The organism is Rhodococcus sp. 15-2388-1-1a (assembly GCF_002259145.1).
In the GTDB taxonomy this organism is placed as follows: Bacteria; Actinomycetota; Actinomycetes; order Mycobacteriales; family Mycobacteriaceae; genus Rhodococcoides.
Genome location: NZ_NPFP01000042.1, coordinates 94,384 through 110,256 on the forward strand (window position 1 = coordinate 94,384; position 15,873 = coordinate 110,256).

11 protein-coding genes are annotated in these 15,873 nt (G+C 65.2%); 8 read left to right on the plus strand and 3 right to left on the minus strand.

The genetic code is table 11. The features are described from left to right. Window positions 1–13: 13 nt before the first annotated feature. From CH302_RS23475 to CH302_RS23495, 4 genes are all read left to right on the plus strand, one after another. Window positions 14–1,903 (plus strand): galactan 5-O-arabinofuranosyltransferase, encoded by a 1,890-nt coding sequence (locus tag CH302_RS23475; protein ID WP_052047299.1) that lies wholly within the window; start codon window positions 14–16, stop codon window positions 1,901–1,903. A gap of 665 nt (window positions 1,904–2,568) precedes the next feature. Then, window positions 2,569–3,456, plus strand: coding sequence for a hypothetical protein (locus CH302_RS23485; protein ID WP_141216716.1), 888 nt, complete (start codon window positions 2,569–2,571; stop codon window positions 3,454–3,456). After that, entirely contained in the window at window positions 3,453–4,469 is a 1,017-nt protein-coding gene (locus CH302_RS23490) for a hypothetical protein (protein ID WP_037187215.1), read from the plus strand. The genes CH302_RS23485 and CH302_RS23490 overlap by 4 nt, the downstream gene beginning before the upstream one ends. 203 nt (window positions 4,470–4,672) lie before the next feature. Beyond that, complete coding sequence (locus tag CH302_RS23495; protein WP_141216717.1) at window positions 4,673–4,858, plus strand: hypothetical protein; 186 nt, start codon at window positions 4,673–4,675, stop codon at window positions 4,856–4,858. Between the two features lie 126 nt (window positions 4,859–4,984). Here the strand turns inward: CH302_RS23495 and CH302_RS23500 are convergent, their stop codons facing one another. Continuing rightward, window positions 4,985–5,206, minus strand: coding sequence for a hypothetical protein (locus CH302_RS23500; protein WP_141216718.1), 222 nt, complete (start codon window positions 5,204–5,206; stop codon window positions 4,985–4,987). A 165-nt stretch (window positions 5,207–5,371) separates the two neighbouring features. On the opposite strand from CH302_RS23500, the gene CH302_RS23505 reads away from it, so the two are divergent. Beyond that, entirely contained in the window at window positions 5,372–5,782 is a 411-nt protein-coding gene (locus CH302_RS23505) for a hypothetical protein (RefSeq protein ID WP_037187211.1), read from the plus strand. A gap of 118 nt (window positions 5,783–5,900) precedes the next feature. Here CH302_RS23505 and CH302_RS23510 read toward each other — a convergent pair whose 3' ends face one another. Together CH302_RS23510 and CH302_RS23515 are read right to left on the minus strand one after the other, a co-directional pair. Next, window positions 5,901–6,740: an SDR family NAD(P)-dependent oxidoreductase gene (locus tag CH302_RS23510; RefSeq protein ID WP_037187210.1), complete on the minus strand. Its 840-nt coding sequence runs from the start codon at window positions 6,738–6,740 to the stop codon at window positions 5,901–5,903. Beyond that, a complete protein-coding gene (locus tag CH302_RS23515; protein WP_037187209.1) occupies window positions 6,737–7,081 on the minus strand; it encodes a nuclear transport factor 2 family protein in 345 nt (114 codons plus the stop codon). Before CH302_RS23515 ends, CH302_RS23510 begins: the two co-directional genes overlap by 4 nt. 290 nt (window positions 7,082–7,371) lie before the next feature. Between CH302_RS23515 and CH302_RS23520 the strand changes: the two genes are divergently transcribed. The 3 genes from CH302_RS23520 (at window position 7,372) to CH302_RS23530 (ending at window position 15,715) form a co-directional block, all read left to right on the plus strand. Further along, window positions 7,372–9,141, plus strand: coding sequence for a glycosyl transferase (locus CH302_RS23520; RefSeq protein ID WP_037187208.1), 1,770 nt, complete (start codon window positions 7,372–7,374; stop codon window positions 9,139–9,141). A 10-nt stretch (window positions 9,142–9,151) separates the two neighbouring features. Then, the gene (locus tag CH302_RS23525; RefSeq protein ID WP_230596139.1) at window positions 9,152–12,322 is read left to right on the plus strand and encodes an arabinosyltransferase domain-containing protein; all 3,171 of its coding nucleotides are present in this window, start codon (window positions 9,152–9,154) and stop codon (window positions 12,320–12,322) included. A gap of 75 nt (window positions 12,323–12,397) precedes the next feature. After that, on the plus strand, window positions 12,398–15,715 hold the full coding sequence (locus tag CH302_RS23530; protein WP_037187206.1) for an arabinosyltransferase domain-containing protein: 3,318 nt from the start codon (window positions 12,398–12,400) through the stop codon (window positions 15,713–15,715). Window positions 15,716–15,873 lie beyond the last annotated feature (158 nt).

Sequence of the window (15,873 nt, forward strand, 5' to 3'; positions counted from 1 at the left end):
GACAACGGGGCTCATGACACAGCAGGTTGCACCGGCTCGCAGGACCGCCTCTGCCGTCGGGGAAATCGTTCTCGGTGTGCTCGTTGCAGTCGTCGTGGCGACGGTCGGGTTGTACGCCTTCTCACTGGTTCAGTGGCCTGCGTTCAACTCGTCCAACGTCACCCGCGCCATCACGACGCTCGGTCAGGTGGTTGCGGCAGCACTGTTCGCGGCGTCGATCTACCTGTACCGGATTCGGAAGTGGCCGTGGATCGCCCGGCTCGCGGCATGGATCGGGCTGAGCGGATTCGTCACCGTCACTCTCGGGATGCCGTTGGCCGCAACCAAGCTCTACCTGTTCGGCATCTCCGTCGACCAGGAGTTCCGCACGGAATACCTGACGCGACTGACCGATTCGGCGTCGTTGCGCGACATGACGTACGCCGACATTCCGCCGTTCTACCCCGCAGGCTGGTTCTGGCTCGGCGGACGCGTCGGCAACCTCCTGGGCATGGACGGCTGGGAAGTGTTCAAGCCCTACGCAATCGGGCTGCTCGCCGTGACCGCCGTCGTGTCGTTCGTACTGTGGAAGGCGTTGATCCGAGCCGACTGGGCCGTCGCCGTCAGCGCCGTCACCACCGCACTCGTCGTCGCCCACGCCTCCCCCGAGGCATACAGCGCCGTGATCGTGATGCTCTTCGCTCCCGCACTGGTCCTCGCCTGGGGTGCGCTGCACCGCTCCGCATCGGGCGGGTGGGGAGCGGTGGTCGGCACCGGACTCTTCCTCGGCTTGGCCGCGACGTTCTACACCCTGTATCTCGGTCTGGCGGCCTTCACCGTCGTACTGATGGCGTTGTTCGCCGCCGTCCTCGCCTATCGCGAGCGTAAGTCCTGGAACGTACTGGTTCCCATCGCGATCAAGGTCGCCGCGATCGCCGCGATCTCGGGCCTCATCGCCGCGACCGTGTGGCTGCCGTACCTGATCGAGTTCTTGCGCGGCGCGCCGTCCACGTCGGGCACAGCGTTGCATTATCTGCCGGAAGCCGGTGCGACGCTTCCCTTCCCGATGTTCGAGTTCTCCTTGATGGGCGTGCTGTGCCTCATCGGCACGGTGTGGGTGGCGGTGCGGTTCTCGTCCTCGCGCCGGGCGCAGGCACTGGGCGTCGGCGTCGTGTCCATCTACATGTGGACGCTGCTGTCCATGGCCGCCACGGCGGCGGGCACCACCCTGCTCTCGTTCCGCCTCGAAGCGGTGCTGATCGTATTGCTCGGCAGTGCAGGAGTTTTCGGATTTCTCGAAGGCAGTCACGCGATCTACCAGGCCATCAACGAGCCACCGAAGTTCCGTATCGCCGCTGTCGTCGTAGCGGCCATCGGTGCCATGACCTACGCGCAGAACATCCCCCAGGTACTGCAGACCGAGATCACCGTCGCGTACTCCGATACCGACGGCGACGGCAACCGCGCCGACATGCGTCCGCCGAGCGCGGTGTCGTACTACCGCGAGGTCGACGAGGCACTCGCCGAGCAGACCCAGCGTCCGCGCGACGAGACCGTCGTGCTGACGGCGGATACATCGTTCCTCAGCTACTACCCGTACTTCGGCTTCCAAGGACTGACCTCGCACTACGCCAACCCACTGGCGCAGTTCGATCAGCGAGCCGACGCCATCGAGCAGTGGACCGAGCTCGAGACTCCCGATCAGTTGGTGGACGCGCTCGACAACAGCCAGTGGCGCGCGCCGGATGCGTTCCTGTTCCGCCGCGGTGCAGACGGCTACACCCTGCGCCTGGCCGAGGACGTCTACCCGAACGACCCGAACGTGCGCCGCTACACCGTCACTTTCCCCGAGGCACTGTTCGAGGATCCACGCTTCACCGTCACCGACATCGGACCCTTCGCACTGGTGGTGCGTACCGCTTAGCGAATTGGGTGGCACCTACCCGCATGCTTGGAAGCAGTCCGCCGAGGTGCAAGAACTGTTGCGCCAGCTGGCATCCGGCCAGATTCCGATGACGAACGACCCCCTCGACAGCGTCGGCGACGATCGCCGCGCACCGCGCCTGCGGGGCATCCACCATCACGCTTCCCCGCTCATGAATCGACTACGTGTCGAACGTGGTGAGGTAGTGTCACGGTCATGACACTGCAGAAAGGCGCATGAGCGCCCCGTCGTCCGAGCGCAGACTCTTGCGCCCCCGGTACATTCGTTTCGCTGGCGGCCGACTGTGGGCGATCGATGAAACCCAGCCTGTTGCAGTACTTCTCGAACCGAGATACGGGCAGATCGACCGAATTGTCTCCTGGCCCGAGATACCCTCACCGTCACCCGCACTGACCGTTGCCTCTTATGAGGACCGTGTTTGGCTTCAATACCGCGGGACGGAGGTTCTGGCCTGCGTCACTGCGGAAGGGGTACATCACGCCGAGTATCTCGAAGGCACACAGCTGCTGACGGCAGGACCGTCGGGAGCATGGTGTTTTCGACCCACCCGGATTCGTGACGACGTCGCACGTACCGCGGACGCGCCTCCGCTCCTACGCCCTCGACCTGGACCTCCTTTACTCCTCGCCCACCCGGGCGGAGGCATGTCTCCGATAGCCATCGACGGGGTTGTCTTGGCAGCCGATTTCGACGAAGAATCGGTCCACCTCGGCGTCGAGCACGCCCCATGGTCGCGCACCTATCGGGACACCCCAACTCCGGCAGGATACGTTCTTCGACAATCCAAGTCGTGGATTCACCTACCACTGAACGCAAAGACAACCCGTATCGGACTCGACGACTACCCACGGTCGAAAGCTGACGGCGTCTGGCACACCAGCGAGTACGCGGACACTACTTACAACGAGCAGCACCGCCGCAAGCGCGCACTGGGCGCCAGCATCCGATGGCACTGGGGCACGCCAGACAGGCGCAGCGGCGTTCTTCTCCTGAAGGCATTCCGTGACGGCTCGTCGACGCCCGTCCGTGAGATCGTACTGACCGGGATCCAAGTCTACGAGGGCACCGCACACGGTGACCGGCTATGGCTTCTGGTCAGATCTGCAGACAGAGGCAGTCCGGGCCGCCAGCTTATTCGACTGTCGATAGACACAGCAGAGCGCGAACTCGAAACAGCGATAGACGATCTGGACATCACGGGGTACTGCAGGCCCGTCGCCCCGGAGCCGCCGGATCATGCGTCGTATGTTCGCTACTGCATTCGTCGACTCGACGGTCGGCAGTTCTCGAACCGAATGCACGACGTGCGAGCCGAGTTCATCGGGGACTGGCCGCGCGGTCGATTGCACATCAGTTTCACGCACGATGACTACGAGCGGCTTACTTTGGTGGCTCGACTCAATCTGTACGACGAACAGGGACAGCGCCTCGACGACATAACTCGTTATGCCCCGACAGAATTGATGGAGCAGGCAGACACTCGCGCCTACCCTGATCGGTCGCACGCCATTGGCGGAGTGTTGTACGTATGACGCATTGGGTCGAGGTGTTGCTGAAGATCGTCGATGGTCCGCAGCGGCCGGTCACGGGCATCGCCCACGCAATTCACGCCGACATCGGTCCGCGAGTCGTCTACGACGCGCACTACGGCATCGTTCCGTCGTACGTGGGTTTCGGACTCGGCGAGGTCCGTCTGTTCCGTTTCGGTCGAAAGACGCGCATGGAGTCCCTCGATGGGAAACCGCTGTTCATTGCCGACGGCCAGAAGTGTTGGGTCTTTCAGGCTGGTCATGACGATCCGATCGAAACAAACGAACTCAACACACGGATACATGACCCTGGCCGGGATCTCATCGTGTCCCGCCCAGTCGAACACTGGGCGCGGCCGGGCCTTACCCGACCCACACGCCCCATCGAAAAGGTCGAGTTCATCGGACGACGCTGCTGGACAGTGGAATTGAAGACCGGCAGCAGGGGCCTGCCGATGGTGCTGACGATCGACACCGAGACCGGGGCCGTGCTGAGGCAGCAGTGCGAGGAGGGCAGTGGGGAGTACGTCCAGTGTGTTGTGTCGAACGAAGTACCGGACTCGACGTTTTCGTGGACCGGCCCGGTCAGAATGGCCCGAAACGTGTTCGCCGAAGATCGGGCGCGCTCGATCGAACGATCGAAGAGCACCATGCAATGGTTCCACGACAACGTCAGCCCACAACGTCTGCAGGCAACCGTCCTGGTCGACTTCACCCCGACCGAGGTGCGACGAGACCCCGAACACCCGGACAGCTTCGAAGCCGATTTCGAGAAGGGTATTGGCCGCCTGTGGCGCCGCACGCGCTCCTGCGAAGACTGGCTGCTCCCCGTCAATTGGACCGCTCACTACCCGACTCCGATCCGAGCGTGGTCCACGGACGAATTCGACTGGGCATGCGCAATAGGTCTGGGAGCGGGCAGTTTGACCGATGCGACAGTGGCGCAACTACAAGACGCTCTGCATCCAGGTCAAGACGTGGTGGGCACACCTCCACTGAATCCGAGACCCCGCTGAGCAGTACGACCGACTCCGATATACAGAGTCACCATAGAAGTTCTGCATGTTGTTGCAGCACTTCAACTTCTGTCGGTATCCAGAGGGCCAATGTTCCTCATTTGATGACGAGCATGGGGTGGTCCAATCGCGTGTGGCCCGCACGGTCGCACCGCACCTGGCGACACCGATTCGCTGCGTGCACAGCAACAGCAGTCACGCTGGTGACCGCTCTTGCCTTGTGCTGGCTGTTCGTCGCTGCCGGTGAAATCTTCACCGATACAGACGAATTCCCGCCTTGGCGGATCGCGCTGGCAGCGATTACAGCGTCGAGCTACCTGTTCGCCTACCTGCTCGCTCCCACGACAGACCGCACCGCCCGAACACAAGACCGCCTCGGAGAATTCTAAGCCCGCGTCCCGGCCCGTCCTCAGCTTCCTCCGGGGAGTATGCCGCCGTGCAGGTACGACGATATGGGCGAGTGATCGCAGCCGTCCTGGTTGTGGGTTGTTGCAGCGCAGCGAATTCCGCGCCGCCTAGGAAGTCCAGCCCTCGCCCGGAACAGCTTCGTCTTCGGGGTCGGTTGCCAGGAAACCGTCATCGACGGTGTTTGAGCCGGGCCGAGAATCTCGGACCCAGTCACGGATGGATTGCGGGGCATCGCCATCAATGACCGGCTCTTCCAAGGCTGGGTCGTTATCGTCGCCCATTTGGGCACCGACTGTCTGGTCGCCGCGGTGGTTGTTCTGATCGCTCACGGTGGTGTTCTCCAATTCGGTGCCTAGGACCGAGGATCGCTGAACGCAATCGAACCACACCATGTGGTACGAAATATGCCAGAACCAGACATGTACCCCATTCAGGGCATGAACTAGGCGAAGGAGTAGGCGATCAACGACGTCCGGATCGAGAAGAACGGCGACGTGCGATGGGGTCTTGCCGCCTTCATCACTGTCGCACTGCCCGTCGCTGGTTGCACAGTCGACGACACAGCAGTGCCGACTGTGGGCGGGCCAGACGCCGTGATGGTCGCCACCGTGGATTGCGGCGACGACGGCGCAGCTACGGTCCGCGCCACGTTCGGTTCCCGCGACACCGAGGAGCTGTCGGTGGCAAAGGCTCCCGCGATTGCGTCAGCTGACACAGTCCCGATTTACTCCGACGAGTTCAGGGCAGAGGACGGCGCAAACGAATCCGCGTTGACCATCTGGACATCACCTACCCGCGGAGTGTGCACCACTGCGCTGACCGACCCAGCGACGGGCAACGTGCTGGTCCAGGTAACAAGTCCAGCAGCTGAGACAGTCGAAGGCCTGGTGAAATCTGACGGCTAGACGGTGGAGTGTGCATTCGAACGTCGATGCGCTGAGGACCGGCACGTTCGTCAGCTCGGTCGACGTGTAGCGATATAGGTGCACCGATGGGTCGGTGTCGAATTGTTGTTTCGGCGGGTCAGGCGGGGAAATCCGCGCTACGAGACAGCGTTTCGTTCGACCGAATGTCGCCCAGGTTCTGTTCCAGCGCATCGATCACGGCGTCGTATCCGCTGTTGCCCAGGATCAGCCGACGCGGCGGCGGGTCCTGGGCCATCGCTGCGATCACCGCACGGGCACCGCGATGCGGATCGCCCGGTTGCACCCCGTTCATGTCGATGAAAGCGGCACGGACCTCTTTCAGCGTGTCGTGGTATTCCGGAATCGTCTCCGAGACGGTCTCGTCGGCGAACCCGGCGTAAGCGTTCGTGCGGAAAGCCCCCGGTTCGACCGCCAACACGGAGATGCCGTGCTCGGCAACCTCTTGGCGCAGAGCGTCGGTGACGGCCTCGATCGCGTATTTCGTGGCGCTGTAGTAACCGAATCCGACCGCCGCCAGCAGCCCGGCCACCGAGGACACGTTGACGATCCACCCGCTTCCGCGGGCGCGCATACCCGGCAGCACTGCGCGCGTGACGGTCAGTACGGCAAAGAAATTCAGCTCGAACATCGCCCGTATCGAGGTCTCGTTCATTCCCTCGATCGATCCGTACCAGCCGCGGCCGGCGTTGTTGACCAGTACGTCGATACCGCCGAAGTGCTCCTCGGCTGTTGGTACCGCCTGCAGTACCTGCGCCGCGTCGGTGACATCCATGGGCACGACGAGAACGCGATCACCGTACTGATCGGCCCACGACGCCAGTTCCCCCGGACGCCGAGCCGTGAGTACCACGCGGTCCCCCGCCTCCAGCGCCACCTCGGCGTACGCCATGCCGAAGCCGCCGGGTGTGCCACCGGTGATGAACCATCGCTTGCTCATGGCTCGATCACCAACCGGTCGATCAGCGCGCCGTCCAGCGTGAAGCGGTAGTGCAGGTCGGCGACTCCCCCGGGGAAGTCGCCTTCCAGGTGCTGCTCGACGTCGACGGTCGTGCCGGTCGTGGTCGCTCCGGTGAACTCTGTTGTGTAGGTGTACTCGCTCTCACTGACCGAGGCGGCCAGCCAGGCCTCGATCTCGTCACGGCCCGAATGGTCGTGGCCCTCATCGGTCACGACGGCATCCGCGGTGAATACGGTGAGCGCTCGAGCGCCCTGTCGGGCGTCGAGTGCGGTCATGAACTTCTTCACGGTGTCCGGGAGTCCATCCCATTCTGTGGTCATGAACCCACCGTGATCCTTCCCCCAAGGGGAGTGTCAACACTCGGCCGAGATCGAGCCCCTCGGCACCGAAATCTGCCGGCCCATTTTCAGCACCACCTCACCCGTCGGCCGGACTCCCAGACGACACAGCTGGGTACGGAATCGTCCAATGCACGCCCGCCCCGTCGAGCCACGCCGCTGACCGATCGTTTCGATGTGACGAGAAAAGCGGCCTGACGTACCGCGCCGGCCGGTGTGACCCAGGTCGTTCGAGTTTTCGCCCATCGTGATCTTTCTGTAACCTCGACGCGATGACCACCCACGACCAGAGAGTTCTCGAGCGGCAGCCGCTTACGGCACCGGCTCGACACTCCGGCGTCGGGCGTGGCGACGTCGTGGCGGCCGTCGGATTTCTGATCGCCGCCGTGTACGTCCTGCAGGGTCAGTGGCGCAATCCGAACGGCGGCTACCTCTACAACAGCGGCCAGGACCAGACGATGTGGGAGTGGTTCTTCTCCGTCGCCGCCCATTCTGTCGCGCATCTGGACAACCCGCTGTGGAGTGACCTGCAGAATTACCCGCTCGGGGTGAATCTGATGGCGAACACGGCAATGTTCGGGATCTCCATTCCGCTTGCGCCGATCACATTGCTCTTCGGACCCACCGTGACCTGGGCGATTGCCCTCACCGCAGGCCTGGCCGGCACCGCGTTCGCGTGGTTCTGGCTGTTCTCCCGCCAGCTCAACGCGTCCAAGGGTGCCGCTGCAATGGGCGGCGCGTTGTGCGGCTTCGCGCCCGGCGTGATTTCCCACGCCAACGGCCACCCCAACTTCGTGGTGCTGTTCCTGCTTCCGGTCATCGCCATGCTGGTCACCCGCATCGCACGTGGCGGCGGGACCAAGAAGAACACCGTCGGACTCGGGTTGATCGTCGCGCTGCAGATCCTGCTCGGCGAAGAGCCGCTGCTGATCTTCGCGATGTCGTTCGCCATCTTCGCCGTCGTCTACTACGTGTCCCGGCCGCGGTCATTGTGGCCTGCCGTCCGCAACGCCGTTCCCCGACTCGCGGTGTCCGCCGGTATCGCGTTGACGCTCGTGGCATTTCCGCTGTGGTGGCAGTTCTTCGGCCCGCAGTCGTACTCGTTCCTCGAACACGGCGCGATGGGCAACGACGCCAAAGCACTGTTCCAATTCCCGACGCAATCCCTCGGCGGCGAGGCGACGCCGGGGCAGAACGTCCGCATCAACGCCACCGAGGAGAACGCGTACTTCGGCTGGCCGCTGCTGGTGCTGTGCCTCGTGGCAGCGGTGTGGATGTGGCGCGTCGCCTGCGCCCGCGCCGCCGCCGCGACCGCCATCGTCATGAGCGTGCTATCGCTCGGTGCGACGCTGGTGATCGGCAAGGACGACACCGGCATCACGCTGCCGTGGACGAAGCTCGCCGAGTACCCCCTCGTCGAATCCGTGCTCGAGACCCGCTTCGCGTTGGGCGCGGTACCTGCCCTGGCACTGCTGCTCGTACTGGCCACCGATCGCACGTTCCGTAACGGACTTCGCCCATTACCTGCGTTCTGGATCGCCGGCCTCGCCCTCGCTCTCGTACCGCTGATCCCCACGCCGCTGGTGACCGTCGACAAGTCCCCGACCCCGGAATTCTTCGCCGACGGTGAGTGGGAGAACTACGTCGACGACGGTTCCGTCGTCACCGTTCCCCTCCCACGGCCCGAGGACGCGCGCCCGCTGCGCTGGCAGATGGACGCCGACATGGGCTTCAAGCTGGCCGCCGGATACTTCGTGGGACCGAGCGACAAAGAAGAGAAGGTCGCCAAGTACGGAGCCGTCGACCGTCCGACGGCATTGCTGCTCGGCTCGGTCTACGACTCGGGCACCGTCCCCGAGATCACCGACGATCAGCGCAGCCAGGCTGCCGAGGACATGGCGTTCTGGGAGGCCGACGTCGTCGTCCTTCCGCCGGGCAAGAACACCCTCGCCCTGCGCACCACCGTCACCGACCTCGTCGGCGTCGAGCCTCGGTACACCGGTGGCGTGTGGGTGTGGGACGTGCGGACGCTCGTCCCATAGCATCGTCGGCGTGCCCGAGACCGCTCCGAACATCGCGACCGCCCGGCTGATAGCGATCGTCACCGGCATCATCGGTGCCGTCGTGGCCATCGCCACGCCCCTGCTTCCGGTCCAGCAGGACGTCGCGACGCTGTCGTGGCCACAGAGCTCGTTCGGCAGCGTCAACGCCCCGCTGGTGAGTTACTCGCCCGTCGACCTCGAGGCAACCGTTCCGTGCAGCGCAGCCACTGCTCTCACCGACGGCGGCACGCTTGTCTCGACCGCACCGACCGCAGCTGCGAAAACCGAGCAGAAGGCACTGATCGTGCGGGTCGACGACGGCCGACTGCAGGTGCTGCTGCGTGATCGCGTCCTCGCCGAGGCTCCCGTGTCCGAGCTGTCCGAAGACTGCGCACTGACGGTCTCCTCGAACGCCACCCGCACGGTCGTCGACCTCGACGGCAACGCGAACACCGTGGACGGAGACATCCGGCCGCAGGTCGTCGGCATCTACACCGACCTCACCGCACCCGTCGACGGCCTGAACGTGCGTGCCGACATCGACTCGCGCTACTCCTCGAGCCCCACCACGTTCAAGTTGCTGGCCATGATCGTCGGCGCACTCGCCGTGATCGCCTCCCTGTTCGCGCTGCATCGCCTCGACAGCATGGACGGTCGACGCCACCGCCGATTCCTCCCCTCGCGCTGGAAGTCCGTCACCGGCGTCGACGCCGTCGTGGTCGGCGTGCTGGTGCTGTGGCACTTCATCGGCGCGAACACCTCCGACGACGGCTACCTGCTCAACATGGCCCGGGTCTCCGAGAACGCCGGGTACATGGCCAACTACTTCCGCTGGTTCGGCGTCCCCGAGGCACCGTTCGGCATGCCGTACTACGACATGCTCGCCGCCCTCGCCAAGGTCAGCACCGCCAGCATCTGGATGCGCCTGCCCGCCACCATCGCGGCGTTGCTGTGCTGGCTGGTCATCAGCCGAGAGGTGATCCCCCGCCTCGGTCGCGCGGTCCTCACCAACCGTGTCGCACTGTGGACCGCCGGATTCGTGTTCCTCGCCTTCTGGCTGCCCTACGACAACGGACTGCGCCCCGAACCGATCATCGCCCTCGGCGCACTGCTCACGTGGTGCTCGATCGAACGCGCCATCGCCACCGGACGACTACTGCCCGCCGCCATCGGCACCCTGATCGCCGCGTTCTCCCTCGCCGCCGGACCCACCGGACTGATCGCCGTCGCCGCCCTGCTCGCCGGGCTGCGCCCGCTGGTGATGATCGTCGTCAAGCGGGCTCGCCAGGTGGGACTGCTCGCCGTTCTCGCGCCGCTGGTCGCGTCGGGACTGGCGGTGCTGATCGCGATCTTCGCCGACCAGACTCTGAGCACCGTGCTCGAAGCCACCCGGGTGCGCTCGGCCATCGGACCGAACGTGCCGTGGTTCGAAGAACGCGTCCGCTGGGACGCGCTGATGACCATCTCGCCCGACGGCTCGCTCGCCCGACGATTCGGCATGTTCGCGATGCTGCTGTGCATCGTCGTGTGCATCGCGGTGATGCTCCGCAAGAACGGACGCATCCCCGGTACGGCCACCGGGCCGTCGCGTCGGATCCTCGGAATCATCCTGGGCGCACTGGCTTTGATGATGTTCACCCCCACCAAGTGGACCCACCACTTCGGCGTGTACGCCGGTCTCGCGGCATCGTTGGCCGCGCTGGCTGCCGTTGCCGTCACCGCTGCGACCGTCCGATCTCCGCGCAACAGAACACTGTTCACCGCCGCCGTGCTGTTCCTGACGGCGGTGGCGTTCACCAGCTCCAACGGCTGGTGGTACGTCTCGAGCTACGGGATTCCGTGGTTCGACAAGCCGCCGTCCGTTGCCGGCAAGGGATTTTCGACGATCCTGCTCGGACTGACCGTTCTGACGCTGCTCTACGCCGCCTACCAACACGTCCGATTGCCCTATCGCAGAAAAGAACCCACCACGCGTCGTAGATTCGCGCCGTCCGCGCTGACCATCGTCGCCGGCGGTGTCGTCGCCTTCGAGGTGCTGTCCTTCGCCAAAGGCGCTGTGGCGCAATACCCGGCGTACTCCATCGCCCGCTCGAACTTCTCTGCCCTCGCCGGAAACTCGTGCGGACTCGCCGGCGACGTACAGGTGGAGACCGACGTCAACGGCTCGGTACTGCAACCGATCGAACCCGGCGTGGACGCACTCGGAGCGGGTGGAAGCACCGGATTCACCCCCGACGGCGTCGCACAAGACCTGACGGCCGACTCCGAGGACACCGCGCAGGGCAGCGCCAACTCCATTCGGCCCGAGGACTCCGAACAGAGCGCGGCGGCGACGTCGTCGAACTCCGCGGGCACCTCCGGTGGAACCAACGAGAACGTCGGAGTCAACGGCAGCACGGTCGCTCTGCCGTTCGGACTCGATCCGAGCACCACACCGGTACTCGGCAGCTTCGGGGCCACCGAGCCTGCGTCCCTGACCTCGGGTTGGTATTCGCTGCCTGGAGAGGGCGACCTCATCACCATCGCCGCCGCCGGCCGTATCCGATCGGTGGACAAGGACGGAATCGTCACCGAAGGCCAACGCGTCGAACTCGAATACGGTCGCCGCGACGGCGGTGACGTGCTCGCGCTGGGGCGGATCACCCCGCTCGACATCGGTCCGTCGCCGTCGTGGCGCAACCTGCGCGTGCCGATGAACGAGCTGCCTGCCGACGCGGACGTCGTGCGCATCGTCGCCGAGGACAACGACCTGGCCGGCGATCAATGGCTCGCTGTCACCCCACCGCGCGTCCCGAAGACGCAGACTCTCAACTCGTTGGTCGGATCGACCGATCCGGTGTTGCTGGACTGGGCCGTCGGACTCGCGTTCCCGTGCCAGCGCCCGTTCGATCACCGTGACGGCGTCGCCGAGGTGCCGGAGTACCGCATCCTGCCCGACCGCACCGGTGCCGAGTCCACCAATGCCTGGCAGGACTCGATCGGCGGCGGCCCGCTCGGCTGGACCGAACTGCTACTCGGTGCGCAGACGTTGCCGTCGTACCTCGCCGACGACTACGCCCGAGACTGGGGATCGATCGAGAGATACATGCCACTCGATCCCGACGCGGCGACGGCCGAGATCGCCGTCGAGCAGCGGTCTCGGTCCGGATTGGCCAGCGACGGACCGATGAAAACAGACTGATCCCCTGGTTCTGGAACTATTCCGGGGACGGTGCCTGTGTGACCTCTTCGTCACGCTCGCATAACATCGACTCTCGTGCCCGACGTCGTGACAGATTCATCAGCTGGTCCACCCGTTCCCGCTCCACTGCGAGCCTCGGACGAACTTCGTGCTCAGGTACGAATTCCCCGGCTGATCGCCATGGTGGCCGGCGTGCTCGGTGTGCTGTTCGCGCTGATCACTCCGTTCGCACCCGTCACTCAGACCACGGCCACCATCGAATGGCCGCAGAACGGCCTCCTGCAGGACGTGGACGCCCCGCTGGTGTCCCAGGCACCCCTGAGCCTCACTGCGACCCTCCCGTGCTCTGCCGTCGCAGCACTTCCCGCGTCGGGCGGGCTGTTGCTGGCGACTGCGCCCCCGCAGGGCGAAGGCGCGGCACTGAACAGTCTGTTCGTGCGCGTCGGCGAAACGAACGTCGACGTTCTCGACCGCAACGTGGTCGTCGCGACGGCACCTCGCGCCGACGTCGAGAGCACCCGCTGCGCGGCCATCGAGATCACCTCGAACGACCAGTACACCTCCGCGGCCTTCACCGGACTGACCGATGACGACGGCCAGCCTCTGCAAGGCCGGCTCGACGGCGATCTGCGACCCCAGGTCGTCGGCATCTTCAGCGATCTCAGCGGCGCGGCCCCGGCCGACATGTCCGTCACCGTCGACGTCGACTCGCGGTTCTCGTCGTCGCCGACGTTGCTCAAGTCGCTGATCATGATCCTCGCGATCGCCTGCACCTTGCTGGCCATCGGCGCACTCGGTCGGCTCGACGGCACCGACGGCCGCGCGCACCGCCGCTTCTTCCCCTCCCACTGGTGGAAGTTCACCGGCGTCGACGTCACCGTCCTCGGCGTTCTGGTGGGGTGGCACTTCGTCGGTGCCAACACCTCGGACGACGGCTACCTGCTCACGATGGCCCGCGCCGCCGATCACTCCGGCTACATGGCCAACTACTTCCGCTGGTTCGGCGTACCCGAGGCCCCGTTCGGCTGGTACTACGACGTACTCGCCGTCTTCGCCAAGATCTCGACCGCCAGCCCGTGGATGCGACTACCCGCCCTCATCGCAGGCGTCCTGTGCTGGATGGTGATCAGCCGTGAGGTGGTGCCACGCCTCGGCCGCGCAGTGCGCAAATCCAACGTCGCTCTGTGGACCGGCGGACTGGTGTTCCTCGCGTTCTGGCTGCCGTACAACAACGGACTGCGTCCCGAGCCGATCGTCGCCCTCGGCGCGCTCCTCACCTGGTGCTCGGTGGAACGATCCATCGCCACCGGACGACTGCTCCCCGCAGCCGCCGCATGTCTCATCGGAGCCTTCACCCTCGCCGCAGCGCCGACCGGATTGATGTGTGTGGCAGCACTTCTCGCCGGAGCCCGGCCCATCGCGCGCATCGTCGTCCGACGCCACCGCCAGGTCGGCACCCTCGCGATGCTGGCACCGTTGGCCGCAGCAGGCGTACTGGTTCTCGTCGTCGTGTTCGCCGACCAGACGTACGCGACGGTCATCGAGTCCACCCGAGTCCGCACCATCATCGGCCCCAACGAGGCCTGGTACCAGGACTTCCTGCGCTACTACTACCTCTTCGTCCAGACCGTCGACGGCTCCGTCGCACGCCGCTTCGCGTTCCTGACGATGATTCTGTGCCTGTTCACCACATTGTTCGTGCTGCTGCGTCGCCGACGCATCCCCGGCATCGCGAACGGGCCGGCCTGGCGACTCCTCGGCGTCGTGCTCGGCACCATCTTCTTCATGATGTTCAACCCCACCAAGTGGACTCACCACTTCGGTTCCTACGCCGGAATCGCCGGTGGACTCGCCGCACTGACCGCCGTCGCCGTCTCGGCCAGCGCCCTGCGCTCGCGACGCAACCGATCGCTGTTCACCGCCGGACTGATGTTCGTTCTCGCACTGTCGTTCTCGGGCATCAACGGCTACTGGTACGTTTCGAGCTACGGCGTGCCGTGGTTCGACAAGACGGTATCGCTGAGCGGCAACGAATCGGGAACCCTGTTCCTCATCCTCTTCGGACTGGTCCTCGCCGTCGCCGCATTCCAGTACCTACGCGAGGGATACGCTCCCCCACAACCGAAACCGACGTCAGCGCGCGGCAAGCGCATCCGTAAGTTCGCCGCCGCACCGCTGACCGTCATCGCCGGAATCATGGTGCTCTTCGAGGTGCTCTCGCTCGTCAAGGGAGCCGTCTCGCAGTATCCCGCCTACTCGCTGGCGCGCTCGAATGTGCAATCGGTTCTGGGCAATTCGTGCGGACTCGCCAACGACGTCCTCGTCGAATCGAACCCCAACGCAGGTGTACTGAGCCCGCTGCCGGAGGAATTCGACCCCGTCGCAGGACCCCTCGGCGGATCGAGCAGCACACTGCGCAACTTCACCGCCAACGGCGTCCCCAGCGACCTCAGCGCCGACGCCGTGGAAGTCAAACCAGGACAAGGCAATACCGACCAACAGTCCGTCGGGCCCGCCTTCGAGGAAGGCCAGAGTTCGGGTACCGCAGGAGGCACCGGCGAAGTGGGCGTCAACGGCTCCTCCGCCGCCCTCCCCTTCGGACTCGACCCGGCCACCACCCCCGTCCTCGGCTCGTACCAGGAAGGCGTCCAGGAGCCCGCGTCGGCCACCTCGAGCTGGTACCAACTACCCGCCCGCAGCGACGACGCACCGCTGGTCGTCTTCTCCGCAGCCGGACGTATCTGGTCCTACGACGACACCGGAGCCCTCACCTACGGACAGTCGTTGCTGCTCGAATACGGCAAGCGCCAGCCCGACGGTAGCGTCCAGGCCCAGGGCACCTACCTGCCGCGTGACATCGGACCCGCACCCTCGTGGCGCAACCTCCGAATCCCGCTGGCAGACATCGCACCCGACGCCGACGCCGTCCGCATCGTCGCCAACGACCCCAACCTCACCGGCGACCAATGGCTCGCGTTCACCCCACCGCGAGTGCCCGTGATGGAAAACCTCAACACCATGATCGGCAGCGAGCAACCCGTGCTGCTCGACTGGGCCGTCGGACTGCAGTTCCCGTGCCAGCGCCCCTTCGACCACCGATACGGCGTGGCCGAGGTACCCGGATACCGCATCCTGCCCGACCGCCCACTCGCCGTCAGCTCTACCGACACCTGGCAATCCGGCGAGAACGGCGGCCCCCTGGGCTGGTCCGAACTGCTCGCCAAGCCCGTCACCGTCCCCACCTACCTCGAGAACGACTGGGCCAGGGACTGGGGATCGTTGGAGCGCTACGAGCAGTACTACCCGAGCGCCGTGCCCGCTGAACTCGACACCGCCGACGTCACCCGATCGGGTTGGTACAAAGACGGAGAACTGCGAGTCTTCGAGGACTGATCGCCCGCCCGCCCCCCGCTCCGCGTCAATGGACCCTTGCACACGTCTCGACCGTGCAAGGGTCCATTCACGTTTCGGCACGTCGTGGATCAATGGACCATTGCATACGTCTGAGCGCGTGGATGGTCCATTCACCCTCCGGTGGGGCACAGACCGCG